We start from the raw sequence: 23,566 nt of genomic DNA on the forward strand, positions 1-23,566 counted from the left end.
AGCGCCGGACGTCAGCCGCCGCCCAGATGCCGCACGATGACGTCCACGCACGCACCCAGCGCGTCCGCGCCGTCCGCCTCGTTCCAGGTCATCAGGAACGTGTTCGGCGCCTCCGCGCCGAGCAGCTGGTACGGCGTCATCCGGGTGTGCGGGCCCCGGTGGACGGCGAGCACCACGGCGACCCGCTGCTCGTTGGCACGGAGCTCGCGTTCGGCCTGGCCCAGGATGTGCCCCTCGGTCGTCGAGGGGTCCGGCCACACCGCGACGCCGATGCGCAGCAGCGCGACCTCCACCACGCACGCCAGCCCGCCACCCGTGCGCTGGACGAGGTACCCGAAGCGCCGGGCGCCCCTCTCCAGATCGCCGGTGACGGTCGCGGAGAACTCGTCCATGTCCGGCCTGCGCAGCCCCGGCGCCTCGGCAGGCTGATCGCCGGACAGCGGCAGGGTGTGCAGCGGGACGCCGATCGCCGCCCCGAGCGCCGCGAGCCCCCGCTCGTAGTCGGTCAGGTCGATCTGCTGGAAGACCGACAGCAGCGGCGGCACCGCCACCGGGCTCAGCACGACGGGCAGCACCCTGATCTTGCCCTGCGCGGCCCGGTCCACGGCCGCGGCGACCTCCAGCTTCACCCACTCCTTCGTCAGCGACGCCGGAGAGAGCAGCGCCAGGAAGCAGTCGCTGCCCTCCAGCCCCGCGTCGATGGCGGCGGCGAAGGGCGTACCGGGGGCGATGCTGTCCGGCGCCATCCACACGGCGACGCCGGCCGCGCGCAGGTCGGTGGCCAGCCGGCGGGCGCGTTCGAGGTCGGGGCCGGCCGCGTAGGTGACGAAGACGCGTGTCACCTCCTCATTGGAGCGTCCCGGGCGGGGAGCGGCAAGCCGTTCACGAGGGGAGGTCGTAGGTGACGCCGGTGAGGCGTTCCGACAGGTCCCAGAGGCGGGCGGCCGTGGTGGTGTCGTACAGGGCGCGCTCGCGGGTGCGGCGGGTGGGTTCGCCGCGGATCTGCAGAGGGCCGTCGGGCACGATGTACGAGCCGCCGGGCAGATCGGGGACGGTGGCCGCGTACAGGGAGGTCCTGGCCCCCTCGGGCGCGGGGCGGAAGGCGGCGCGCTCGGCCAGGCGCATGGTGGCCAAGTAGAGCCGGCTGCGCGTGCTGTTGGCGCCGCCGGTCATGACGTTCGTCCTGGTGAAGCCGGGTTCGACGGCCATGCTGCGCAGCCGCAGCCCGGCGGCCTCGGCGCGGCGCTGGAGCTCCATGGCGAAGTAGAGGACCGCTCGCTTGGTGCGCCCGTAGTGGAAGGCCGAGCGGTAGGAGCGTTCCGCGTTGAGGTTGCCCAGGTCGAAGCGGGCGAACCGGTGCGCCACGCTGCCGACGGAGACCACGCGGGCGGCGGGCGCGGCGAGCAGGTGCGGCAGGAGCAGCCCGGTCAGCGCGAACGGCCCCAGGTGGTTGACGCCGAACTGCGACTCGAACCCGTCGGCGGTCCGCGCGTACGGCACCATCGCGATCCCCGCGTTGTTGACCAGCAGGTCGAGCCGGTCGTGATCCCACGATGCGGCGAAGGCACGTACGGACTCCAGGCTCGCCAGATCGAGCGAGCGCAGCTCAAGCCGCGCATCGGGCACCTCGTCCCGCATCCGCCCGAGCGCGGCCTTTCCACGCTCGGGATCGCGGCAGGCCAGCACGACGTGCGCGCCACGGCGGCTCAGCTCGCGCGCGGTGACGTACCCGATGCCGCTGTTGGCGCCGGTCACGACCACGATGCGGTCAGATTGGTCGGAAATATCGGTCAAGCTCCAAGAACGGGGGATGCCCATGCTCGTCACCTCGCGGGGGGATACCGGTACGTACGAGAGAGCATGCCCGATTCCCGATCTTGTAGTGACCCGCGAAGTTCAGCGACCACGCGATCCCGTGCCGCCGTACCGGCCGATCAGTGCTCTCTTCCGTCGCGGGCCCGGATGCGGCGCTCACGGCCTTCACCCGGGCTGCGATCGTTGCGCTCGGGGAGCCTCAGTACTTCTTGATCTGGTAGGAGTGGCCGGTCGCGTTGCGGTTGCCGGAGCAGGTGGCGACGGACTGTCCCGAGATGCCCGAGGAGACGACGACCCAGGGGCCGTACGTCGTGCCGGTGGGACACTTGGCCACGGCCCGCACGTATCCGGAGCCGCTGTTGCAGCTGGCCCAGGTCTTGTACTTCTGGTAGTAGATGCCGCTGTGGCAGTCGCTCGGCACAGGGTCGGCGTGAGCGGTGCCCTGGGCCAACGGGATGACTGCGGTGATGGCCGCGGCCGTCACCACCGCCATGATCATTTTACGCATGCCGGAATGGTACGGGAAGCGCGTGTTCTGTCAGCCCCATTTGATCGGTCTCGCCCCTCTTCAGGAAGGTTCGCAGCCAACCTTGACGCGTGCTTGCTCGGCTTCCAGGGGGTCAGCGGGCAGGTAGCGTCCATTTTCCGCCCTCGCAGGCGGGTGGGCCGAAGGTGAAGCGGCGTCCGCTGGTCGTCTCGGCCATGATCGTGTCCTCGGCTCCGTTACGCAGGCAGCCACCGGACGCGACGGGAATCTGGACCGACTCCCCGGATGGGAGTCGCCGGTGGTGAGTCGTGTCGCCGACCCACTTCACCGTCACGGTTTCACCGGTACGGTTTTCGACGTCCACCCACCTGCTGACGCGTGGTTGGCAGGCGGTGAGGGCGAGAATCATCGCCGGGAGCAGCGTCAGCCGGATGATCCTTTTCACGAACCCCCTCGGCCGTTCGGGCTGTGCGTAGTCATGTAAGCATGTGCCGGCGGTCAGCGCACATGACGGCACTGATGGGTCTTGCTTCGTGTCAGGGCCGGGCGCCCGGCCCTGACACGAAGTACGCCGCCCGTCACGGGAGGATCGGGGTCCACTCCTTCAGCAGTGCGATGTCGTACGCGTCCACCGCCGTGTACGGGTCATCGTCCAAGATCTCCCGGAGTTCCGCCTCGTCCGCGACCTCATAGACGTGCATCGCACCCTTGTCGTCGGCCCATGGCCCCGCGGTGATCAACCGGCCCTGGTCGAACAGCGCCTGCAGATGCTCACGATGCGCCGGGCGCGCTCTCAAGCGGTCATCCTCGTTCTTGAACTCCATGTACAGCACAAATCTCGCCATGGCCGTCAGATTAGTACTGAACGATCTTCGGGGCGGAGGTGGCGGCGCGGGTTTCTACCCGTTCACCAGGTTTTGCCGGCCTGCTCCCGGACTGTGTGGTTGATCCGGTTGAAGAAGTTGGTCAGGGCGATGTGCAAGATGATCGACGACAGCTGGTCCTCGTCGAAGTGCGCGGCGGCGGCGTCCCAGATCTCGTCGGTCACGCCGGGCGCGCCGTCCTGGATGCGGGTCGCCGCCTCGGTGAGCGCCAGCGCCGCCCGCTCGGCGTCGGTGAAGAACGGCGTCTCGCGCCAGGCCACCACGCTGTGCAGGCGCTCGTCGCTCTCCCCGGTCTTCCTCGCCGACGCGACCCCGGCGTACACGCAGGGGCTGCAGCCGTTGATCTGACTGGCCCGCAGGTGCACCAGCTCCAGCACCCGCGCATCGGCGCCGCCCGCGTGGACGGCCTTGTAGAGGTGCTGGACGGCGGTGGTCACGTCCTGGTTCGGCGTCCGGTTCATACGTGCTTGCATGGCTCTTGCTCCTTCATCGGTTACCTGTGCCCTTCCGGGCTCGTCATCCCCATGACGGAGCGGATCCGAGGAAGGTAACGACATGTCCCACATCAGCCCGGCGGTGGCCGAGACGTTCGAGGCGCAGCGCGACCGGCTGCACGCGGTCGCGTACCGCATGCTGGGCTCGCACGCCGACGCCGAGGACGTGGTCCAGGAGGCGTGGCTGCGGCTCTCCCGCCAGGACGCGGCCGCCATCCACAACCTCGCCGGCTGGCTGACCACCGTGGTCGGGCGCATCAGCCTGGACGTCCTGCGCTCGCGCCAGTCCCACCCCGAGACTTTCCTCGACGGCCCGGCGCCCGTGGTGGTGGATGACAGCGCCGTACCGGAGGACGACGTGGCGCTCTCCGACTCGGTGGGTCTCGCGCTCCTCGTCGTGCTGGCCTCGCTCACGCCGGGCGAACGGCTGGCGTTCGTGCTGCACGACCTGTTCGCGGTGCCGTTCGACGAGATCGGCCACATCCTCGGCAAGTCCACCGCCGCCGCCAAGATGCTCGCCAGCCGCGCCCGCAGGAAGGTGCAGTCGTCCGAGCGGCCCGCTGCCACGGGACGTGAGCAGCGCGTGGTGGTCGACGCCTTCCTGGCGGCGGCGCGCGACGGCGACTTCGAGGGCCTGCTCCGCGTCCTCGACCCCGACGTGAAGCTGACGGTGGGCACCCCTGGCGGCCCGGTCGTCGTCCTCGGCGCCACCGCGGTGGCCAACGGCGCCCGACTCCGCCTGGCCGCAGGCGTCGGCCCGAGCCGGGCGGTGCTCGTCAACGGTCTGCCCGGCGTGGTGGCCTGGCACGAGGACGGCACCCCGCTGTCCCTGCTGGCCTTCACCGTCACCGACGGCCGCATCACCGCCATCTCCGTCATTACGGACCCGGAGAAACTCGCCCGAGTCGACTTGCCTAAATCGGCCTGAGTGCGAATACCCGAAAACGGCTCGTGGGAGGCGTTTGAGAAATTCCGTAAGTCGCCTGCGAGGCCGATGGGTTCTGGATTAAGCTGCGGCAATTGCCGGGCGGAATAAGCGGCTGTTTACTTGCCCATACAACCGGCGCCTTTCGCAGTCAACTCATCATGTGAAACAAGTGTGGCCCCGGCGGCTGGAGGATGCTGTGAGTGTTCGTCCTGTGCACACGGTGGAAGTCCCCGTTGGCGATGACGTGGTCCGGGTGCAGGTCAGGGAGGTGGACGAGGCGCTCGTCCGAGTGGGCAGAGGTGACGGCGCCGTGCAGCGGGCGGGGCGCTCGCTCGGGCGGATGCTCGACACCGTGCGGCCGGTCGCAGACAGTTTCGTCACGCGGTTCCAAAGGCTGGAGAATCCGCCGGACGAAATGGTGCTGGAATTCGGGGTGTCGCTGTCGGCCGAGGCGGATGTCGTGATTGCGAGTACGGCGACCGAGGCCAACTTCTCCGTGAGCCTGACCTGGAGACGCGGTGAGCGGCCGGAGGCACCGGATGAGTGATACGGCATGGTTGGGCAGCCTGTACGACACGTTGGCCGCGGCGGTCGTCCAGGTCGGCGAAGAGGGCGGCGCCGGCTTTCTCGTCGCCCCCGACCTGGTGCTGACCTGCGCCCACGTGGTGTCGGACGCGCTGCGGAGGCCGAGGTCGGAGAGCCTCGCGGAGGGCACTCCGGTCGTGCTGGGATTCCCGCTCTCCGAGCCCCCGCCGGACGGCGGCCCCCGGCCGAAGTGGGAGGCCGTGGTCGAGAGCTGGGTGCCGGTCAGGGCCGAGCGCACCGGTGACCTCGCCGTACTCCGCCTGCGCGAGCCCGTCCCCGGCGCCCGGCCGCTGCCCATGGCCGAGCCCGACGGCGTACGCGGCGGCCGGGTGCGCGTGGTGGGGTTTCCGCGCGACGCGCCGGGCGGCACCTGGTTCGAGGGCCGGCTCGGCGGCCCCACGGGTGAGGGCTGGATGGAGCTGGCGCGGGCCACCGGGCAGAGCGTGCACGTCAGGCCCGGGTTCAGCGGCAGCCCCGTCTGGGACGACACCCTCAACGCGGTGGTCGGCCTCGTGGTGGCCGCCCAGCCGGTGGGGGAGACGCAGCAGGCGTACGCGGTGCGCACCAGGACCATCGTTCGCGAGCTGCCCGCGCTCGGCCCGGTCATCCGCCCGCCCTCGCCGTTCCGCGGCCTGAAGCCGTACCAGGAGGGCGACGCCGACGTCTTCTTCGGCCGTGAGGAGGACATCGACGCCGTCATCACCGCCCCGTACGCCTCCCGCACGGTGACGGTCTACGGCCCGTCTGGCTGCGGCAAGTCCTCGCTGGCCCGCGCCGGCGTGGTGCCCAGGGTCCGGGCGAACGGGTACGAGACGCTGGTGTTCAACGCCGGGGACATCTCCTCGATGCGGTTCGTGCTGGCCACGGAGCTGTCCGCCGGAGGCGCCCACGCGGCCGGCGAGATCGAGGGCTGGCTCAGGGACCACGGGCTCGGCGACACCTTGCACCGCGTCCGAGGGAAGGCCGGGGACCTGATCATCGTCCTCGACCAGGCCGAGGCGCTGCTCGACCGCACCCCGGCCGAGATCGACGAGCTGACCGACGTGCTGTTCGCCAGGGCCGGCGGCGTACGGGTGCTCGTCACGCTCCGCTCCGACCTGGTGGACGCGGTCCTGCGGCATCCCCGGCTTGGCTCCGCGCTGCTCGGCGGCCGTACGGTGCCGCTCGCCCCCATGTCCGCCGGCCAGCTTGAAGAGGTGATCACCAAGCCGGTGGACCGGCTGCCCGCCGTGGCATACGAACCGGGCCTGGTCAGCCGCATGCTCAAGGACTCCGGCGACGAGCCCGGCATCCTGCCGCTGCTGGGGTTCGTCCTGGAGCAGCTGTGGGACCGGCAGGACAGCGGCCACCTGCGGAACGCGGCGTACGAGCAGCTCGGCGGCGTCTCCGGCGCGCTGCGGCAGCACGCGGAGCGGACCTGGAAACGGCTGTTCGACGGCAGGAAGGAACACGAGGAGGCGGCGCGGCGGCTGCTCACCAAGCTCGTCCGCATGCTCCCCGACGGCGGGATTCTGCTGCGCCGCCGCCTCACCCGCGACGAGGTGGACGCGCGGCAGTGGGAGATCGTGACCGAGCTGGCCGCCGCGCGGCTGCTGGTGCTGCACGGCGGCGAGGGCGAGCAGGAGAGCGCCAAACTCGCCCACGAGACGCTGATCACCGCCTGGCCCGCGCTGCGCGACTAGGTGGACGAGGACCGCAGGTTCCTCATCGGGCAGGCCGAGTTGGAGCAGGACCTGCGCCGCCATGAACGCGGCGGGCCGCTGCTGACCGCCGCGCAGCTGACCGCGACCGACCAGTGGACGGGCGGCCGGGAAGGCGACCTGACGCAGGAGCAGCGGCGGTTCGTGGCCCTGTCCCGTGAGGCGCTCCGCTCGATGCGGCGCAGGACGCATGCGGCGTGGATCTCGGGGGCAGTGGTGATCGTGCTGATCGTCGCTCTCGGCACCTTCGGCCTCGTCCAGGGACAGGTCAGCGCGGAACGGGCGAAGGAGAACACGTCACGGGTGCTGGCGAGCTCCATCGAGGACATGGTCGACGAGGATCCGGGCCGGGCGGCCCTGGCGGCGATCGCCGCCTACCGGGTCGCGCCCACGCAGGAGGCGGTGAGCGCGCTGCTGCAGCGCTACGAGGCGCTCAAGGAAACCGCGTGGATGCTGTCGGGGTTCCAGGGGCAGATCATGAACACGGCCGTGAGCGCCGACGGCTCCCTGCTGTTCGGCGTCTCCGCGGGCGGCCGTGGGACGTTGTTCCACCATCAGGCCGGGGGCAAGGTCCTGCGCCGGCATCTCGGCCTGCCAGGGAACCTGACCTTTCCGCTGGTCAGCAGAGACGGGAGGCGCATCGCGTACATGGTGGACGGCGCCGGCGCGCTGCAGTGGCACGACGTGCGCCTCACCGGGCGCGACATCGTGCTGGGGTCGGCGCAGCGGCTTCCCGGCGCCGGGTTGGCGAAGTTCACCCTCGGGGGGAGGGACGGCAGCCACAGCATCGTGTCCTTCTCGCCGAGCGGCAGGCGGGTCGCCACCGTGGACTCCGATGGCCGGGTGAAGGTGTGGGACCTGGCGACCCGGCGACTCCAGGAGACACGCCTTCCCGCACTTCGGCAGCTGTGGTTCGGCCCGGACGAGCACACGCTCGTCGGTGCGCTGTTGCGGGACGGCGACCCTCTGGTGGTGCTCGACCTGCGCAGCGGAGCCGTACGCAGGCTGGAGGGACGCGGCAGGCTCTCGGCGGGTGATCAGGATTTCGCGGTCTCGGCCGACGGGAGCGTGGTGGCCGTGTGCAGGAAGCCGTACGACGCCGACAAGGCTGTATACCGGGTCGTCCGCGTCGCCGACAGGCGGGAACTGATCCGCTACGTCTCCACCGCCTCCTACAGCGTGTGTCACCAGCCCGCCGTCTCGGCGACCGGCGATCGCGTCGCGGTCAACGAGGGGAGCGGCGCGTGGGTGATCCTCAGCGCCGGCACGCCCCCGCGACGGTTCACCGGGCCGAACATCTCCTCCCTCGGCAAGGTAGGCCCGCTGCTCGGCCCGCCGGACGCCCCCGTCGTCGTCGAGCGCACCCAGGCCGCCGTGACCGGCCGGCGGCTGCACGAGGACGCCGGGCTGGGCGCGTACAACCCGCCGGTGCTGCTCAAGGGCGGTCGCGCCATCGTGGTCCGGGCCGGCGCAGCCAAGAGCGGGACCGCGGACCGGCTGGTCGTCCAAGAGGTCGAAGGCGAAGGGCGGACGCTCGGCACCGCGCCCATCCCTCCCGTGCCCGCCGCCAAGGACCACATGCTGGCCGTCAACCGGTCGCAGACGCTGGTCGCCGACGTGTCCGGCTCGGCGGACATCACCGTGTACGCCCTGCCCGGCCTGCGGGTGGTGAGCGCGTTCACCGCTCGCCGCGACGAGAAACCGGTGACGTTCTTCTTCACCTCCGACGACGAGCTGGTGACGGTCTCCGGCAGCCTGGTCGAGCATTGGAACGCCCGCGACGGCCGCCGCCTGTCCGAGTCCTTCGACCTCCGCGACACCTTCAAGGACCTCGGCGGCTTCTTTGTGCAGTCGTCCTACGAGCCGGGCCACGTCCAGGTCACCGACGTCGCCGCCCACACCCTGCGCACCGTCCGCCTGGCGACCGGCACGGAGGACCCCGACCGGCGGATCCGCCTGGGAGAGGACCTGGTCACCGCGACGGTCGAGCCCAGCGGACGCTACGCCATGGTGCTGACCAGCGGAGGGGTGATCGAGCTGTGGTCGGTCGCCGACCGCCGGCGTGCCCGCAAGATCTTCGGCGGGCTCGGGCCCCTGGAGGCCGGCACATCCCAGCTCGGGGTGCTGCGGCCGGACGGCGACGGCGATCCGGGCTTCTTCCTGGCTTTCGGACGTTCCGTCCGCTTCCTGCGGGTGAACGGTTCCGGCGAGGTCGACGTCACCTCCTACTCCTTCGCCGGCAAGCAGGCGTTCAGGGCGTCGGCCGACGAGGGGAGGGCGCTGCTGCGCGACCGCGGCGAGTACATCGATGTGATTCGGCTCGACCCGGAGTCGTGGAGCTCCCACCTGTGCGGCGTACTCGGCCGCGACCTCGACGACGAGGAGCGGCGCGGCCTGCCCCGCGACCTGCCGGACGCCGTCTGCCCGGATGCCTGATCAGCGGGAGCTCAGAGCGGCCCGCAACGCCTCCTCGACGGACGTCGCCGGACGGCCGATCGCGGTCTCCAGCGCCGGGCCGGTCACGTCGAACTCGCCCTTCCTGGACGCCGTGAACATGGTCAGCATGAACTCCGCCACCGGCCGGGGCAGCCCGCTCGCCGCCACCCACTCCTCGTCGTCCACGACGACGCGCTCGACGCGCCGGCCGGTGATGCGGGTGACGATGGCGGCGACGTCGGCGAAGTCCAGCGTGTGCGGGGCGGTCAGTGGCGGGGTGATGCCGTCGAACGCGCCGTCCTCGGTCAGGGCGAGGGCGGCGGCCTCGGCCAGGTCGTCGTGGGCGGTCCACGACACCGGGCCGTCCTGCGGCACGGCGAGTGTGCCGGTCTCGAGGGCCGTCTCGACGTAGGGGTCGAGGGTGGAGGCGTAGAAGCCGTTGCGCAGGGCGGTGAAGGGGACGTCCTGCCGCTTGAGGTGCTCCTCGGTGGCCGCGTGCACCTTCTGCGGCGGGAAGAGCGAGCCGGGGGAGGCGGCCTGGTGGCTGGTGTAGAGGATGCGCCGCACGCCCGCGGCGCGGGCGGCGTCGACGGCGGCGAGGTTGGCGGCCGTGGCGGCGTCGCCGCGGATGGCGGCGGAGATCACCAGGACGCGCTCGGCGCCCTCGAACGCGTGCTCAAGGGTGGCGGGGTCGGTGAAGTCGCCCGCCCGGACGCGTACGCCCCGCGCGGCCAGGCCGGCGGCCTTGCGCACGTCCCGCACGCTCACCCCGACCCTTTCCGCGGGTACGCGCTCCAGCAGGCGGTTGACGATCTTCGACCCGAGGCGGCCGGTGGCTCCCGTGACGATCAGCATGGAGGGACTCCCGTTCTGGCTGTTTCCAGTGGAACGAGAACAACGTTAACACTGATATTTCCATTGGCAACAACAGTGGTACGGATATCATCGCTCGCATGGCGCAGACCCAGCAGCGGCGAGACCTCACCCGCGACCGCATCGTGACGACGGCGGCCGGCCTGCTGCGCGACCACGGGCCGGGAGCGGTGACCACCCGCCGCGTGGCGCAGGAGGCCGGGCTGCAGCCGCCCGCCCTCTACCGCTTCTTCCCCGACAAGGAAGCCCTGCTGGACGCCGCCGCCGAGCACGTCTTCGCCGAGCACGTGGCGGGCAAGCAGGCCACCGCGCCCACCGGTGACCCGGTGGCCGACCTGCGCGCCGGATGGGACACCCAGATCGGCTTCGGCCTGGCCAACCCCCACGTCTTCAAGCTGCTGCTCAGCCGCCCGCGCGACACCCCGGCCCAGGCGGAGGGCCTGCGGGTGCTGGCCGAGCGGGTGCACGCGATCGCCGCCGCGGGCCGGCTCAAGGTGAGCGAGGAACGCGCGGTCCATCTCATCCACGCGGCCGGCGTCGGCACCGTCCACACGCTGCTGAGCCTGCCCCCCGAGCAGGGCGACCTCCGGTTGTCCGACGCCGCCTTCGACGCCGTCGCCGCCGCCATCCTCACCGACGAGCCCGCCCCCGCTGACGACCCGGCCGGCGTGGTGACCACCTTCCGCACCCTGCTGCCAACCCTGTCCACGCTCACCAAGGCCGAGGCCGCCCTCCTCGAGGAGTGGCTGCGCCGCTGACGTGGACGACCACCCGGACGAAGACACCACTGTGCACCGGCAGCCGAAGACGAGGCCCACGACGAAGGCGGCCGTAACCGTCGTCCGATCAGATGCTCCAGGCGCTCGCCCTCCAGCGCCGACACCCGTCAGCAGGGAGGCCCGGACCGGCGAATCATCAGAAGAGGCTGTGCCTCTCCGGCAGATCAACGACGCCCGCCAGCGCCAGCCCCGCGAACACGATCAAGGCGACAGCGAGGACGCCGAGCAGGAGCCAGGCAATCGGATGGCCGAGATTAAGGGTCCATGAGGAGGAGCCGAGACGGGCGTGCACGAGCAGAGCCGGGTCACGGCGGTTGACGTAGACGGTGCCGGCGAGGAACCAGTGGCGGTCGTCGTCGCGCTGGCCGGCCCCGGTGTCCTCCAGTTCCTCACCTGGCAGGGCGGGGAGCCGGTGCCCGGCCTGGCCCACCTTGGTCTCCCATATCAGCCAGCCGCCCAGCAGCACGATGAGCGGGACATAGACGGCCACCTGCCAGGCGATCGCGGGGGTGACGATCTCCCACAGCTGCAGGGCCGCGAAGAACAGAGCCAGGTTCAGGCAGGCCGCGGACAGCAACGACATCACCGCGATGCCGCGCAGGTAGACGCGGTAGCGGCGGGCTGAACCTTGGGGTCTGGCGGCATCGAGGTCGGGGCGGGCGCGCAGCGCGGCCAGGACTGTGGCCAGGACCGTCACGGTGACGACGATCTGGTGGATCACCGGTTGGAAGGCGTGCAGCACGGTTGTGGGTTCACGCTGGGCGGAGGCTGTGCCGTACCCGAGAAATGACGGCAGCGTGGCGGGCAGTCCGCCGTAGCGTGCCCAGCCGATGGCCGCGGTGAGCAGCAGCACGGACAGAGCGGGCAACCCCCACGACCACGGCACGCGGACCGGGTCGGTGCGGAAGGTGGTGTCCACGGCGACGCCCTGACGCCGCTCGGCCGCCCACCGGCCGGCGAGCTTGGCGGCGCGGACCATGCGATGAGCGCGGTAGAACAACAGCAGGTCCACGACGATCACCACCGTCGTGGCGATGCCGATCGCGACGGCAGATCCGGTGATCAGCAGTCCAAGGATCGAGACCACTGCGGCGAGTGCGGCCACCAGGCCGGTCATGCGAGCGTAGAACCGCCGCGCAGTGGTGATGGCGGGATCGCCCACCCGCTGGATGCCGACGCGTACGCCGAACGGCAGTGTGGGCCTGGCCAGCGCCGGAAGCGCCAGCATGAGGGACGTGACCAGCGCGATGAGGATCAGGCCGGCGCCGAGGAGCGGGATCACGCGCTCTCCTCGAAAGCGATCACCAGAGCCTCGCACCGGCGCAGCACATCCTGCCGGTCGATGCCGTGGACGGTGGCTTCTGCCAGCAGCACGCGCATGTGTTCCTCCCAGTCGTCGGTGAAGGGTGCCTCGGGCGGACCGGTGCCGGCATCGCGCCGTACGACCGCGCCGCTCCTGCGGTTGATCCGGATGACGCCCTGCTGTCGTAGCAGGTCGTAGGTCTTGTTCACGGTATCGATGTCGATGCCGAGATCCGCGGCGAGTTGCCGCGTGGGGGCAGCGGGCCGCCTTCTCGCGCCTGCCGTTCGGCGATCGCCTCCACGATCCGGTCCCGGATCTGCTGGTGGATCGGGACCTCGCTGTCGAGGTCAAGGGTCAGCTGCACACCATCACTCTATCTGATATACAACTAATAGAACAGATAGTCATGGAGGACACGTCATGCTGCAGGTAGAGATTCACCGGGAAACGCTGACCATCAGCTTCGCCCCGTGGACACGGCTGTTCACCAGGACCGGCGCGGTGAGCGTTCCGCTGGCGGAGATCGCCGAGGTGCACCTGCTCGACCGGCCGCTCGCGGCTGCCACGGGCACGCACCACGGCCTGCTCGTCTCCGGCGTCATCAAGGTCGGCACCTGGACGTCCCTGACCGGCGTCAAGCGTCTGGTCGCCGCCCGACGAGAGGTCACCGGCCTGCGGATCGCCCTGAAGAACCGGGCGCCGGGCTACGACGAGCTGATCCTCAGTGTTCCGGACGCCGAGCAGCTTCAGCGCCGGCTGATCGCGGTGATGGCATGAACATCGAGGTACATGGCCTGACCAAGGCGTTCGGGCCGATAACCGCCGTCACCGACCTCAGTTTCGAGGCCGAAGCGGGGAACGTCACCGGATTCCTGGGGCCGAACGGCGCCGGCAAGACCACCACCATGCGGATGATGCTGGGCCTGGTCACGCCGACCTCCGGCACCGCCACGTTCGGCGGCAGCCGCTACGCGAACCTGCCCCGCCCGTCGGCCATCGTTGGAGCCGTGCTGGACAGCGCGGGCTTCCACCCCGCCCACACCGCCCGCGACCACCTGCGGGTCTACGCCCGCATGGGCCGGTACGGCACGTCCCGGGTCAAGCAGGTCGCCGACGTGACCGGGGTGTCGGCCTTCGCCGATCGCCCCACGCGTACCCTGTCCACCGGCATGCGGCAACGCCTCAGCCTGGCCACCGCGCTGCTCGGCGATCCCCCGGTGCTGCTGCTGGACGAACCGAGCAACGGCCTGGACCCTGAAGGCATCGCCTGGCTGCGGCGCTTCGTCCGCGAACTGGCCGCCGAAGGCCGCACCATCCTCATCTCCAGCCATGTGCTCGGCGAGATCGAGCACATGGCCGACCATGTGGTGGTGATCCGCGACGGCCGGCTGGTCACCACAGGACCCATCACCGGCTTGTACGGCACAGCCGTCGTGCTGGTCCGCTCCCCGCAAGCTGACCTGCTCGCCGCCAGGCTGATGGAGCGCGGGACGCGGGTGGAACATCCGCAACCCGACCTCCTGCGCATCCACGGCCTCAGCGCCGCGGAGGTCGCCACCGCAGCCGCCTCCCACGCCGTCACCCTGCAGGAGATCACCCCCGAACGCCCCACTCTCGAACAGGCGTTCCTGCACCTCACCGGAGGTTCCCGATGACCGCGCTCCTCGCCGCTGAATGGACGCGCCTGATCAGCACCAGGCTCTGGCTGTGGGGTCTGCTGGCCGCGCTCGGCAGCGGAGCACTCGTGGGCCTGCTCGCCCTCGTCGGGCCGGAGAACTTCACCCCTCCGCTGCCCGGGCTGGACACCGCCCAAGGCACCCACGTGCTGCTGGGCCTGCTCGGCCTCACCGTCTTCGCCCCCGCTCTGCTGGGCGCCATCGCGGTGTCCTCGGAGTATCGGCACCGGACCATCACCACCACGACCTTGTTCGCTCCCAGACGCTGGACCTGGCTGGTGGCCAAGCTGGGGGTCTACACGGGGGCTGGGCTCGCCTACGGCGCGATCGCCGCGGCCGTGGCCGGCGGCGCTCTGTTCGGGGCGGTCATGCTCAAGGGCATCACGCTTGGTCTTCCGACCGCCATGGTCGCGGCCTTGTTGGCCCGCATCGCGCTGACCATGGCCGTCTACACGCTGCTGGGCGTGGCGGTGGGTGCTCTGCTTCGCAACCAGGTGACCGCCCTCGTCGTCGTCGGCGCCTACTTCTACATGATCGAGACCGTGTTGATGCTCGTCCCGGGAATCAAAGTGCTTTATCCCTATCTCCCGGGCGGCGCCACTGCCGCGCTGACCGGCTTCACTTATCTGACGGATGCCGTGGCCAGTCAGACCGGCACCTCTGCGGCCCAGCTGCTGTCCGCGCCGGCCGGTGGTGGCGTCTTGGTCGGCTATGCCATGATCGCGGCCGCCATCGCCGTCGCGGCCCCGTTGCGGCGAGACATCATGTGAGCGGATCAGCGAAAGGTGTCCGCGGCGGGTTCGAGGACCCAGCGGGCGAAGTCGGTGGGCGAGGTGTTGCTGCCGCAGATGACCGTGGTGACGCGGCGGCCGGTGAAGCGGGCCGGGTGGTCCAGGAGGGCGGCGATGCCGAGGGCGGCCGAGGGTTCGGCGACGAGGCCGGCGTGCTCGTACAGGGCCCGCATGCCTGCCTTGATCGCGTCCTCGCTGACGAGCAGCACGTCGTCCATGACCACGAGCAGATCGTCCAGCACCTCGGGGATCGGGCGGCGGCCGGCGACGCCGTCGGCGATCGTGTCGATGCGGTCGGTCTCGACGACCGTCCCGCGCCGCCACGACAGGGACATCGCGGGCGCGCCGTACGGCTGGACGCCGATCACCTCGGCGCCGGGGGCGAGGGCGTGCACGGTGTAGCCCACGCCACTGGCCAGCGCGCCGCCGCCGAGCGCCACGAGGACGACGTCGAGGTCCGGGTCGTCGCGGACGAGTTCGAGGCCGATCGTGGCGGCGCCCTCACAGGTGGCGAGATCGAGGCTGTCCTCGACCCAGTAGGCGTCCTCAGTCTCGGCGATCTCGCGGGCGAGCAGCCTGGCGTCCTCGATGTCCTGGCCGGTGAGCCGCAGGTCGGCGCCGAGCGCCGTGATCTGGGCGAGTTTGAGCGGGTTGGCGGTGGTGGCGGCGACGACGGTGACGTCCAGCCCGCGGCGGGCGGCGCTGTAGGCGAGGGCCTGGCCGAGGTTGCCGGCGCTCGCGCACACCATCCGGGACGCCCCCGCCCTCGCCGCCGCCCCGGCGACCGTCTCGGTGCCGCGGCCCTTGAAGCTGCGTACGGGGTTGAGCGTCTCCACCTTCAGCGTCATCGAGCAGCCGAGCGCCCGGCCGAGCGACGGGGAGGGCATGGCCGGCGTGTCCAGGAACACCGGGTCGATCTCGCCCACCGCCGCACGGACGCGGTCGAGCCGGAGCCGGACATGATCGAAACCGCTCATGGTGCCGGAGTCTGTCATAAGTGACGGCGGATCACGCGTTATGTGATGGAACGATGACAACGCGGCCCGGCCGGTGATCCGTCTGTTTGCCTGAGGGCCATGGATCTCACTTCTCACCTCTTCGCACGTCTGGCCCTCGCCGTGGTCGCCGGCGCCGCACTCGGGGGCTGCGGCGCCGCCTCCTCAGCCGACGACCGGGCCGGCCGGGCCGAGAGCGCCGCCACCTCCCAGACCGGCGTACGGGTGCTCTGGATGGGCGACTCCATCGCGGGCGCGCAGGCTCCCGCCGTGCGGGCGGCGCTGGAGGCCGCCGGTGTGACGGTCGAGAACGCCACGTCGGACGGCGGCGGCAACCTCGTCGCGGGTGACCATCCGGTCACCACCAAGGCGGCTCGCGACACCTGGAAGGCGCTCAAGGAGCACATCTCGTCGTTCCGGCCGACCGTGATCGCGTACCAGATCACGACGTACGACTGGGGCACCGCCCGCGAGCAGCTGACCGCCTACCGGAAGCTCGCCAGGACGGCCGGGGACGCCGGGGCCCGGCTGGTGCTGGTGTCGGCGCCGCCGTTCAAGATCGACGAGTTCTTCCAGCCGCACGCCGCGTCCATCAAGAGCGCTCCCAAAATGGCCGCCAAGGCCGCCGACGGCACCAACGCCCGCTTCCTGGACGCGTCCGAGCTGTGGGGCGCCGACCACGCCGCCGCCAAGGCCCAGCGCTCCAAGGACGGCATCCACTCCTGCCAGCAGGGCTCGGCCGCGTTCGCCACCTGGTTCGCCAAGCGCCTCGGCGAGCTGGCCGGCTTCACCCCGGCCGCACCCGCTGAGTGGGCCACCGGCGCGTGGACCGGCGACGACCGCTTCACCAAGCTCGGCTGCAGCTGATGCCCTACACGGCACGTGAAGGCGCGCCCGCTTCCGAAGACGCGTCCGCCGTTGAAGACGCCCCCGCTTTCGAAGGCGCCCCCGCTTTCGAAGGCGCGCCCGCCCTTGAAGGCGCGCCCGCCCCCGGCCGCCGGCACACCACCGCAGCCGCCTCCCATCCCGCACCCATCGCGCGCCGGGCGCACATCGGTGCGTTGGATGGATTGCGGGGGTTCGCGGTGGTGGCCGTGCTGCTGTTTCACGCCGGGCATCTGGGTGGCGGGTTTCTCGGTGTGGACCTGTTCTTCGTGCTGTCCGGGTTCCTCATCACCGGGTTGCTGTTGCAGGGGGCCGGGCGGCCCCGGCTGGGAGCGTTCTGGGAGCGGCGGGCCCGCCGGTTGCTGCCCGCGCTGGGCGTTCTGGTGGTGGTCGTTCCGCTGCTCACCTGGGCGGTGGGACGCCTCGACCTGCTCAGGGCGGTGCAGCAGGACACGCCGTGGGTGCTGGCGCAGGTGGTCAACTGGCACTACATCGGCGAGCAGATCGGCTACTGGAACGCCTCCGGCACCCGGCCGTTCGCGCACCTGTGGAGCATCGCCGTCGAGTGGCAGTTCTACCTGGTCTGGCCGCTGGTCGTGGTGCTGCTGGGGAAGGGGCGGTGGCGGGTCGCGGTGGTCGCGCTCGCCGGTGCGCTCGGGTCGCTCCTGCTGATGGTCACGTTCGGGGCGGCCGTGGACACCACGCGTGCGTACGAGGGAACCGACACCCGCGCCTTCGCCCTCCTGCTGGGCGCCGCCGCCGCGACCGCGCCCGTCCGCGAGGCCGTGGCCCGGCTGCCGCGCAGGGGGGTGGACGTGGTGTGCGCGCTGCTGCTCGGCGGGCTGGCCGTCGCGTGGGTCGTGACGGCGGGGGAGCAGGCGCCGGGGCTGTTCCAGGGCGGCATGTTCGCCCACTCGCTGGCCTGCGCCGTGCTGATCGTGCTGCTGGCCGGAGCGCCGGACGGCCTGGCGGGCCGGGCGGCCGGCAGCGCCGTGCCGCGCCGGCTCGGCGAGCTGTCCTACAGCCTGTACCTGTGGCACTGGCCGATCTACCTGCTGCTGCCCCGTCAAGAGTGGCTGGACGGCTGGGTCTGGACGGCGGTCGCCGCCGGGCTGTCGCTGGCGGCTGCAGTAGTGTCGAAGGCCGCCGTCGAGGATCCGGTACGCCGGCGCGCCCGCTGGACCACCGGCCGCCGCGGCTGGGCGGCACTGGCCGCCGCCGTCACGGCCGGGGCGGCGGTGTGGGCGGCGATCCCCCAGCCGGAGCCCGGCGCGGGGACCGTCGACCTGAGCAGACTCGAAGGATGAGAGGGGAACACATGCCGCGAACGCCCGCCCGCCTCGCGGCCGTCGTCGCTGCGGCGGCGGTGACGGCCGGCTGCGGGATCACCGGCACCGGCGTGCGCCCCGCGGGCGAGCCGGTCCAGGGCGGGCTGACCGGGAAGAGCGGCCGGCTGGTGCGGGTCTACTTCGTCACCACCGAAGGCACGTGGCCGGTGTCGCGTCCGGCAGGGTCCGGCGGTGGCGTGCAGGAAGCGATGGACGCGCTGCTCGGCGGCCCCACCGCCGACGAGCGGGCGCGCGGCCTGACCTCCCAGGTGCCCGCCACGAACGGGCAGGTCCGCGCCAGGACGTCCGGCGGCCGGGTGGAGCTGCGGCTGCCGTGGCTGGTACGCGACCTGCCGCACCTGGCGGTGAGCCAGCTCGTCTGCACGGCCGCCGCCGGCGGTGACCCCGTCGTCGAGGTGTACGAGCCCGGCATGGGAGACCGGCCGTGGGAGGTCCGATGCGACGAGAACGGCACGGCGATCCCGGCCGGCGAGCGGGGGACGTCGTGACCGGCGCCCTGGTGATCGGGAACCGCGCGGCGGGAGGAACGTGGTGACGCGGATGCTGGTGTTCGGGAACGGCACGGCGGGGGGAGCGTGGTGACTCGGGTGCTGGTGATCGAGGACGACCCGGCCGTGCGGCGTGGTGTGGGGCTCGGGCTGCGGCACCAGGGGCACGAGACGCTGCTGGTCGCCACCGGTGAGGACGGGCTGGCCGAGCTGGTCGCGAGCGCGCCCGACATCGTGCTGCTCGACCTGATGCTGCCCGGCATGAGCGGGCTGGAGACGTGCCGGCGGATCCGGGCGTTCAGCCAGGTGCCCATCGTGATCCTGTCGGCCCGCGACGACGACGTGGACGTGGTGGTGGGCCTGGAGGCCGGCGCCGACGACTACGTGATCAAGCCGGCCAGCACCGAGGTGATCGAGGCCAGGATGCGGGCGGTGCTGCGGCGTACGACGCAGGCCGCGACCGGCAACGCCCGCTCCGAGCACGGCGACCTGCTCATCGACCGGGTGGCGCTGCGGGTGCTCAAGCACGGCGCCGAGGTGGCGCTGGCGCCGACGGAGCTGAAGCTGCTGCTGTTCCTGTCGGCCGCGCCCGAGCAGACCTTCAGCCGCCAGCAGCTGCTCGAACAGGTGTGGGAGCACGCCTTCCACGGCGACTACCGGCTGGTGGACGCGTGCGTGATGCGGCTGCGGGCCAAGATCGAGGACGATTCGCGCAGCCCCCGCTACATCCAGACGGTACGCGGGTTCGGCTACCGGTTCGGGCCGCTGTGATCCGCCCGCGTCTCGCCCGTGGCCTGCGCGCGCAGCTCGTGCTGGCGTTCCTGCTGGTCTCGGCGCTCAGCGCGGTGACCGCCGCCGCCGTGACCTACCGGCAGGGCCGGGACGCGATCGCCGAGCGCGCCCAGGCCGACCTGGTGCAGGAGCTGCGCGCCCACCTGGCCTCGCGGGTGCCGGACCTGCCGGCCGAGCCGAAGGCGGCGGATCTGCGGACGCTGGCGGTGCAGCTCGACCGGGCGGCGGGGGCGCGCGGGTGGCGTACGGCGCTGTCGTACCGGGGCGGGGCGCTCGTCGCCGCAGGACGGGAGGCGCCGCCGCTGCCCGCGCCGCTGCGGGCCGAGGCGGCGACGGCGGCGACCGCGCTGGCCCAGCGGTTCCACCACGGGGAGACGCCGTGGCTGGCCGTCGCCGTCCCGGTCACCGCGGCGGACCGGCCCCAGGGTCCGCCGCCGCTCACCGTCTACGCCTCCATGTCGCTCGCCTCCCAGCAGCAGGACGTCGAGGGCCTGGCCGCCGCCGCCCGCGCCGCCGCCGTGCCCGTCGCGCTGGCCTCGATCATCCCCGCGCTGCTCGCCGCCCGCCGGTTGCTGCGGCCGGTACGCCGGCTGCGTACCGCCACGGAACGGATGTCGGCGGGCGGGCTCGACACGCGCGTCACGGTCACCGGCGACGACGAGCTGGCCGACCTGGGGCGGGCGTTCAACGGCATGGCGGCCACGCTCCAGGCCGACGCCGCCACGCTGCGCGCGATGGAGGAGCGGGCCCGCCGCTTCGCCGCCGACGTCTCGCACGAGCTGCGTACGCCGCTCGCCGCCATGTCGGCGGTAACCGGCGTGCTCGACGCCGACGCCGCCTCGGGACGGCTGCCGCCGGTCACCGCCGAGGCGCTGCACCTGGTCTCGGACGAGACCCGCAAGCTCACCCGCCTCATCGAGGACCTCATCGAGGTCTCCCGCTTCGATGCGGGCGCCGCCGTGCTGCACCTCGACGAGGTGGACCTGGGCGAGCTGATCGGCAAGACGCTGGCGCTGCGGCATTGGGACGGGCAGGTCCGCACCGACCTGCCGGCCGGTCTGCGGGTGCGGCTCGATCCGCGCCGCGTGGACGTCGTCCTCGCCAACCTCGTCGGCAACGCGCTGCGGCACGGCGGGCCCGACGTGTCGGTGACCGTACGGGTCGAGTCGGCTCCCGGCCAGGTGACCGTCATCGTCACCGACGACGGCCCCGGCATCCCCGCCGACCTCCTGCCCCATGTCTTCGACCGCTTCACCAAGGGTGACTCGGCGCGCAGCCGCAGCGAGGGCAGCGGCCTCGGTCTGGCCATCGCCGCCGAGAACGCCCGCCTCCACGGCGGCACCCTCACCGCCACCACCCCACCGGAGGGCGGCACCACCATGACCCTCACCCTGCCGCGATGGTCGCAGGGGCCGGACGGAGGCCGCCGGCCAGGGCCAGGGTGACCGCCACCGACACGACCGCCATCGCCGCCATGGCCGTCGTCGCCGAGGTGACCTGGGCGATCGCGCCCGCCAGTGCGGCGCCGACGCCCTGCATGGCGAGGGTGCCCGAGGAGTGCAGGCCGAGGGCGTGGCCGCTCAGCTCCTCCGGGGTCAGGGCCATCAGGCGTTCCTGGAGCAGGAGGCTCGCGGCGTACCCCACCGAGGCCACGCCCACCGCGAGCGCCGCGACGGTGAGGCCCGGACGGAACGCGAAGACCAGATAAGGGGCGGCCAGCAGGAGGCGCATGGGGGCGCCGAGCCTGGCACGCCACCGGGCGGGGACGAAACGACCGGCCAGGACGTCGCCCGCGAGCATGCCCGCCGCCGCGACCGCGAACAGCAGCCCGGCGTGCTCGGGCGCGTAAGGGACGAACAGCGACTCGCAGCCGACGATCAGCCCGTTCGGCACCCACAGGGCGAGGAACACGTACCGGCGGGGCACCGACGACCACAGCCGCGCGTTCGCCCGCCAGGTCGCGGTCACCGACGGACGGCCCGTGCCCCGTGGCGGCCTGGCACTGAGCCCCCACCGGGCGACGGCCGCCTCCGCCAGGTACAGCGCGGCCCCGGCCAGCAGCGCGCCGCGCGGCGACAGGGCGGCCACCAGCACGCCGCCGACCGCGTAGCCGCAGATCTGCAGGAGACCGGCGGTCATGTTCATCGTCGAGCGGCCCAGCAGGTAGCCCTCGCGCGGCAGGATCTCGTTGAGCAGCCCCCACCGCACGCCGCCGTTCAGCGACGCGACCAGCCCGAGCCCCAGCACGACCGCGAACAGCGCCCCCACCGGCAGCCCTGGGACGGCCAGCACCGCCGTGCCCACGCCGAACACCAGGGCGATCCCGCTCAGCGCGGCCCTGGGCGGCAGCCGGTCGGCGGCCGACAGCAGCGCCGCCGCGCCGATCACCTGCGCCAGCGACGGGCCGAACATGCTGAGCGCGGCCAGCAGCGGCGACCGCGTCGCCCCGTAGACCAGCACGCCGAGCGCAAGCCCGCTCACCGTCGAGGCCGCCACGTGCGCGGCGGTCGCCGCGAACAGCGGCGCGAACTCGGGCGCGCGCAACAGTTCTCGATAAGTACGCATGCCGCGCAGCCTGCGGCCCCCGCTCGCGCGAGCGTTACAGTTTCGCGGGGCGGCGAAACGTTGGCCGCCGGCCTGTGCTCCCCGCTTACGGTTTCGCTGGGCGGCGAAACGCCGGGCAGCCTACGGTCCCCCTCGGCCGGTCGTTGCGGTCTTGTGGGGAGGTGGAACGAGGGTCGGCCGCGTGTTCGGTCGGGGAGGTGGGGCGGTGGGGTGGTGGCAGCTTGACGCTGACACGTTGGCCGGGGGCAGGTTCGTGGTGTCGCCGCTGGCCGAGACCGTGGCGAGCCTGTGCCTTCTCGCCTCGGGGCGGGCCACCCACCCGGCGGCGCGGCGGTGGCTGGCCGAGCACCTGCCTGCCTATCGCCTGCGGCTCGATCCCGTCACGGCACTCCTCGTACGGTGTGCGCTCGAGCAGCCGTGGATGGCGGACTTCTGCGCCCCGCCCCCGAGCAGCGAGGCGCGCACGTTCGCCGAGGAGCTGGCCGTCGTGCGTGGAACCCCACCTGATGTCGCCAGGGCGGACGTGGCCGTGGCGGTGAACGGCATGCTGCCGGCCGCGCTGGACCGGACCGATCTGGCCGAGCGCATGGCCGGCCTGCTGCAGTGGGTGTGGGCGCGGGCCGTCGAGCCCGAGTGGGTGCGGCGGCGCCGGGTCATGGAGGCGGACATCGTCGCCCGTACGGCCCAGCTCGGCCAGGGTGGCTGGGCCGCGGCACTGGCCGACCTGCGGCCCGGGATGCGGTGGCTGGGCGACGGACGGTTGCGGATCAACGCTCACGACCGGCCGCCCAGGACGATCCGGTCGGGGGCGCGGCTGCTGTTCGTCCCCGTCACCCCTGGTGGCGCCTGGGTGACGTGGGACGAGCCGCACACGTACGCCGTCATCTACCCGTGCTCGGGCGTCCTCGCCGAACCGGACGGCGATCCGGTGCCCCAGGCGCTCGGGCGGCTGCTCGGGCCCGCCCGCGCCGCCGTCCTGGTGCTGCTCGCCACCCCGAAGAGCACCACCCAGCTTGTCGCGCTGACCGGGCAGGGCCTGGGGTCGGTGGGCCGCCACCTCAAGGTGCTCCTCGACGCCCGCCTGGTCCGCCGCCGCCGCGCCGGGCGGTCGGTGCTGTACTACCGCAGCGACGCCGGCGACGTCCTCGTCCGTGCTCAAGGCCACTGACCAGCCGGACAAGGCATGTGGCGCCGATCACACGCGCTGTGTGGATTCCTCCACAGTTGATCCGCGCAGGTCTCCGTAATGTCCCTGTCAACGAAGAACACCGACGACGGGGAAGGAACCCGAAATGCGTAAGACCCTGGCGATCGCCGCCCTTGCCGGTTCGATGGCCGTCACCGGCCTCGCGATGAGCAGCCCCGCCCAGGCCTCGACGGCCCACGCCGGCGGGACGTCCTGGGGGAAGGTCTTCTCCAGCGACCACAAGGCGTACACGTTCGGCAAGACCTGGAAGTCGCACGGCAAGGTCTACACGAAGTGGTACGGCGTGGACAAGCGCGGCGGCAAGAAGGGCTGGGTCTGGTTCGAGGTGTACCAGAACGGCCACTGGACGAAGTTCAACAAGGCGTGGGACGGCAAGGTCGTCGGCACGTGGAGCGGCCGGGGCATCAAGAAGGTCTACACCTTCACCTGCTGGGCCGGGAAGTTCGACAACTGCGGCGAGAAGTACCGCATCTACTAGGGCGTGTTTCAGAAGTGGTGGGCTCATAGCCAGGCGTCGATCACGGCGAGGTGAAC

The 23,566-nt window shown here is 71.9% G+C and carries 27 protein-coding genes; 15 read left to right on the top strand and 12 right to left on the bottom strand.

All coding sequences use genetic code 11. The features are described 5' to 3' along the window. Nucleotides 1-11 precede the first annotated feature (11 nt). The 6 genes from ACFFR3_RS07240 to ACFFR3_RS07265 form a co-directional block, all read right to left on the bottom strand. Nucleotides 12-842: a toll/interleukin-1 receptor domain-containing protein gene (locus tag ACFFR3_RS07240; protein WP_345405502.1), complete on the bottom strand. Its 831-nt coding sequence runs from the start codon at nucleotides 840-842 to the stop codon at nucleotides 12-14. 40 nt (nucleotides 843-882) lie between these two features. Beyond that, complete coding sequence (locus ACFFR3_RS07245) at nucleotides 883-1,818, bottom strand: oxidoreductase (RefSeq protein ID WP_345405505.1); 936 nt, start codon at nucleotides 1,816-1,818, stop codon at nucleotides 883-885. A 196-nt stretch (nucleotides 1,819-2,014) separates the two neighbouring features. Beyond that, nucleotides 2,015-2,323, bottom strand: a complete 309-nt coding sequence (locus ACFFR3_RS07250; protein ID WP_364909304.1) for a hypothetical protein — start codon at nucleotides 2,321-2,323, stop codon at nucleotides 2,015-2,017. 112 nt (nucleotides 2,324-2,435) lie between these two features. Further along, on the bottom strand, nucleotides 2,436-2,747 hold the full coding sequence (locus ACFFR3_RS07255) for a hypothetical protein (RefSeq protein WP_364372292.1): 312 nt from the start codon (nucleotides 2,745-2,747) through the stop codon (nucleotides 2,436-2,438). 133 nt (nucleotides 2,748-2,880) lie between these two features. After that, complete coding sequence (locus ACFFR3_RS07260) at nucleotides 2,881-3,147, bottom strand: YciI family protein (RefSeq protein ID WP_345405514.1); 267 nt, start codon at nucleotides 3,145-3,147, stop codon at nucleotides 2,881-2,883. 62 nt (nucleotides 3,148-3,209) lie between these two features. Continuing rightward, complete coding sequence (locus ACFFR3_RS07265) at nucleotides 3,210-3,659, bottom strand: carboxymuconolactone decarboxylase family protein (protein ID WP_345405517.1); 450 nt, start codon at nucleotides 3,657-3,659, stop codon at nucleotides 3,210-3,212. Between the two features lie 82 nt (nucleotides 3,660-3,741). Here ACFFR3_RS07265 and ACFFR3_RS07270 point away from each other — a divergent pair, with 82 nt between their 5' ends. From ACFFR3_RS07270 to ACFFR3_RS07285, 4 genes are all read left to right on the top strand, one after another. After that, nucleotides 3,742-4,608, top strand: a complete 867-nt coding sequence (locus ACFFR3_RS07270; RefSeq protein ID WP_345405520.1) for a sigma-70 family RNA polymerase sigma factor — start codon at nucleotides 3,742-3,744, stop codon at nucleotides 4,606-4,608. A 211-nt stretch (nucleotides 4,609-4,819) separates the two neighbouring features. After that, nucleotides 4,820-5,155, top strand: a complete 336-nt coding sequence (locus tag ACFFR3_RS07275) for a CU044_2847 family protein (RefSeq protein ID WP_364372299.1) — start codon at nucleotides 4,820-4,822, stop codon at nucleotides 5,153-5,155. Further along, entirely contained in the window at nucleotides 5,148-6,875 is a 1,728-nt protein-coding gene (locus ACFFR3_RS07280; protein ID WP_379482802.1) for an nSTAND1 domain-containing NTPase, read from the top strand. Before ACFFR3_RS07275 ends, ACFFR3_RS07280 begins: the two co-directional genes overlap by 8 nt. Then, nucleotides 6,876-9,329 carry a WD40 repeat domain-containing protein gene (locus ACFFR3_RS07285; RefSeq protein WP_379482803.1) on the top strand — a complete coding sequence of 818 codons (2,454 nt, stop codon included), beginning with the start codon at nucleotides 6,876-6,878 and terminating at the stop codon, nucleotides 9,327-9,329. It abuts the gene before it with no gap. Here ACFFR3_RS07285 and ACFFR3_RS07290 read toward each other — a convergent pair whose 3' ends face one another. Beyond that, nucleotides 9,330-10,184 (bottom strand): NmrA family NAD(P)-binding protein, encoded by an 855-nt coding sequence (locus ACFFR3_RS07290; RefSeq protein WP_379482804.1) that lies wholly within the window; start codon nucleotides 10,182-10,184, stop codon nucleotides 9,330-9,332. A 98-nt stretch (nucleotides 10,185-10,282) separates the two neighbouring features. Between ACFFR3_RS07290 and ACFFR3_RS07295 the strand changes: the two genes are divergently transcribed. Beyond that, nucleotides 10,283-10,960, top strand: coding sequence for a TetR/AcrR family transcriptional regulator (locus ACFFR3_RS07295; RefSeq protein ID WP_364372308.1), 678 nt, complete (start codon nucleotides 10,283-10,285; stop codon nucleotides 10,958-10,960). Between the two features lie 157 nt (nucleotides 10,961-11,117). On the opposite strand, the gene ACFFR3_RS07300 is transcribed toward ACFFR3_RS07295, so the two are convergent. Genes ACFFR3_RS07300 through ACFFR3_RS07310 form a run of 3 tightly spaced genes read right to left on the bottom strand, consistent with a single transcriptional unit; the run spans nucleotide 11,118 to nucleotide 12,648 of the window. Next, a complete protein-coding gene (locus ACFFR3_RS07300) occupies nucleotides 11,118-12,263 on the bottom strand; it encodes a DUF1648 domain-containing protein (RefSeq protein ID WP_379482805.1) in 1,146 nt (381 codons plus the stop codon). Continuing rightward, nucleotides 12,260-12,493 (bottom strand): hypothetical protein, encoded by a 234-nt coding sequence (locus ACFFR3_RS07305; RefSeq protein WP_345405552.1) that lies wholly within the window; start codon nucleotides 12,491-12,493, stop codon nucleotides 12,260-12,262. The genes ACFFR3_RS07300 and ACFFR3_RS07305 overlap by 4 nt, the downstream gene beginning before the upstream one ends. Beyond that, nucleotides 12,490-12,648, bottom strand: coding sequence for a GntR family transcriptional regulator (locus tag ACFFR3_RS07310; protein ID WP_364372317.1), 159 nt, complete (start codon nucleotides 12,646-12,648; stop codon nucleotides 12,490-12,492). Before ACFFR3_RS07310 ends, ACFFR3_RS07305 begins: the two co-directional genes overlap by 4 nt. A gap of 56 nt (nucleotides 12,649-12,704) precedes the next feature. On the opposite strand from ACFFR3_RS07310, the gene ACFFR3_RS07315 reads away from it, so the two are divergent. Genes ACFFR3_RS07315 through ACFFR3_RS07325 form a run of 3 tightly spaced genes read left to right on the top strand, consistent with a single transcriptional unit; the run spans nucleotide 12,705 to nucleotide 14,730 of the window. Beyond that, nucleotides 12,705-13,061 (top strand): hypothetical protein, encoded by a 357-nt coding sequence (locus tag ACFFR3_RS07315; RefSeq protein ID WP_345405555.1) that lies wholly within the window; start codon nucleotides 12,705-12,707, stop codon nucleotides 13,059-13,061. Further along, on the top strand, nucleotides 13,058-13,939 hold the full coding sequence (locus ACFFR3_RS07320) for an ABC transporter ATP-binding protein (RefSeq protein WP_345405557.1): 882 nt from the start codon (nucleotides 13,058-13,060) through the stop codon (nucleotides 13,937-13,939). Before ACFFR3_RS07315 ends, ACFFR3_RS07320 begins: the two co-directional genes overlap by 4 nt. Then, the gene (locus ACFFR3_RS07325; protein WP_364372323.1) at nucleotides 13,936-14,730 is read left to right on the top strand and encodes an ABC transporter permease; all 795 of its coding nucleotides are present in this window, start codon (nucleotides 13,936-13,938) and stop codon (nucleotides 14,728-14,730) included. The genes ACFFR3_RS07320 and ACFFR3_RS07325 overlap by 4 nt, the downstream gene beginning before the upstream one ends. Before the next feature lie 5 nt (nucleotides 14,731-14,735). On the opposite strand, the gene ACFFR3_RS07330 is transcribed toward ACFFR3_RS07325, so the two are convergent. Next, nucleotides 14,736-15,728: a threonine ammonia-lyase gene (locus tag ACFFR3_RS07330; RefSeq protein WP_345405563.1), complete on the bottom strand. Its 993-nt coding sequence runs from the start codon at nucleotides 15,726-15,728 to the stop codon at nucleotides 14,736-14,738. 99 nt (nucleotides 15,729-15,827) lie between these two features. Here ACFFR3_RS07330 and ACFFR3_RS07335 point away from each other — a divergent pair, with 99 nt between their 5' ends. From ACFFR3_RS07335 to ACFFR3_RS07355, 5 genes are all read left to right on the top strand, one after another. Beyond that, nucleotides 15,828-16,613, top strand: coding sequence for an SGNH/GDSL hydrolase family protein (locus tag ACFFR3_RS07335; RefSeq protein ID WP_379482806.1), 786 nt, complete (start codon nucleotides 15,828-15,830; stop codon nucleotides 16,611-16,613). A 185-nt stretch (nucleotides 16,614-16,798) separates the two neighbouring features. Next, entirely contained in the window at nucleotides 16,799-17,938 is a 1,140-nt protein-coding gene (locus tag ACFFR3_RS07340; protein WP_379482808.1) for an acyltransferase family protein, read from the top strand. A gap of 11 nt (nucleotides 17,939-17,949) precedes the next feature. Further along, on the top strand, nucleotides 17,950-18,468 hold the full coding sequence (locus ACFFR3_RS07345; protein WP_345405574.1) for a hypothetical protein: 519 nt from the start codon (nucleotides 17,950-17,952) through the stop codon (nucleotides 18,466-18,468). Nucleotides 18,469-18,558: 90 nt separating this feature from the next. Beyond that, complete coding sequence (locus ACFFR3_RS07350; RefSeq protein WP_345405577.1) at nucleotides 18,559-19,239, top strand: response regulator transcription factor; 681 nt, start codon at nucleotides 18,559-18,561, stop codon at nucleotides 19,237-19,239. Continuing rightward, nucleotides 19,236-20,705, top strand: a complete 1,470-nt coding sequence (locus ACFFR3_RS07355; protein ID WP_364372333.1) for a sensor histidine kinase — start codon at nucleotides 19,236-19,238, stop codon at nucleotides 20,703-20,705. Before ACFFR3_RS07350 ends, ACFFR3_RS07355 begins: the two co-directional genes overlap by 4 nt. On the opposite strand, the gene ACFFR3_RS07360 is transcribed toward ACFFR3_RS07355, so the two are convergent. After that, the gene (locus ACFFR3_RS07360; protein ID WP_364372336.1) at nucleotides 20,647-21,825 is read right to left on the bottom strand and encodes an MFS transporter; all 1,179 of its coding nucleotides are present in this window, start codon (nucleotides 21,823-21,825) and stop codon (nucleotides 20,647-20,649) included. The genes ACFFR3_RS07355 and ACFFR3_RS07360 overlap by 59 nt on opposite strands. Nucleotides 21,826-22,060: 235 nt before the next feature. On the opposite strand from ACFFR3_RS07360, the gene ACFFR3_RS07365 reads away from it, so the two are divergent. After that, nucleotides 22,061-22,993 (top strand): transcriptional regulator, encoded by a 933-nt coding sequence (locus ACFFR3_RS07365; RefSeq protein WP_345405586.1) that lies wholly within the window; start codon nucleotides 22,061-22,063, stop codon nucleotides 22,991-22,993. Nucleotides 22,994-23,117: 124 nt separating this feature from the next. After that, nucleotides 23,118-23,510, top strand: coding sequence for a hypothetical protein (locus tag ACFFR3_RS07370; protein WP_345405589.1), 393 nt, complete (start codon nucleotides 23,118-23,120; stop codon nucleotides 23,508-23,510). Nucleotides 23,511-23,566 lie beyond the last annotated feature (56 nt).

This window comes from Nonomuraea salmonea (assembly GCF_042428605.1).
Classification (GTDB): Bacteria; Actinomycetota; Actinomycetes; order Streptosporangiales; family Streptosporangiaceae; genus Nonomuraea; species Nonomuraea salmonea.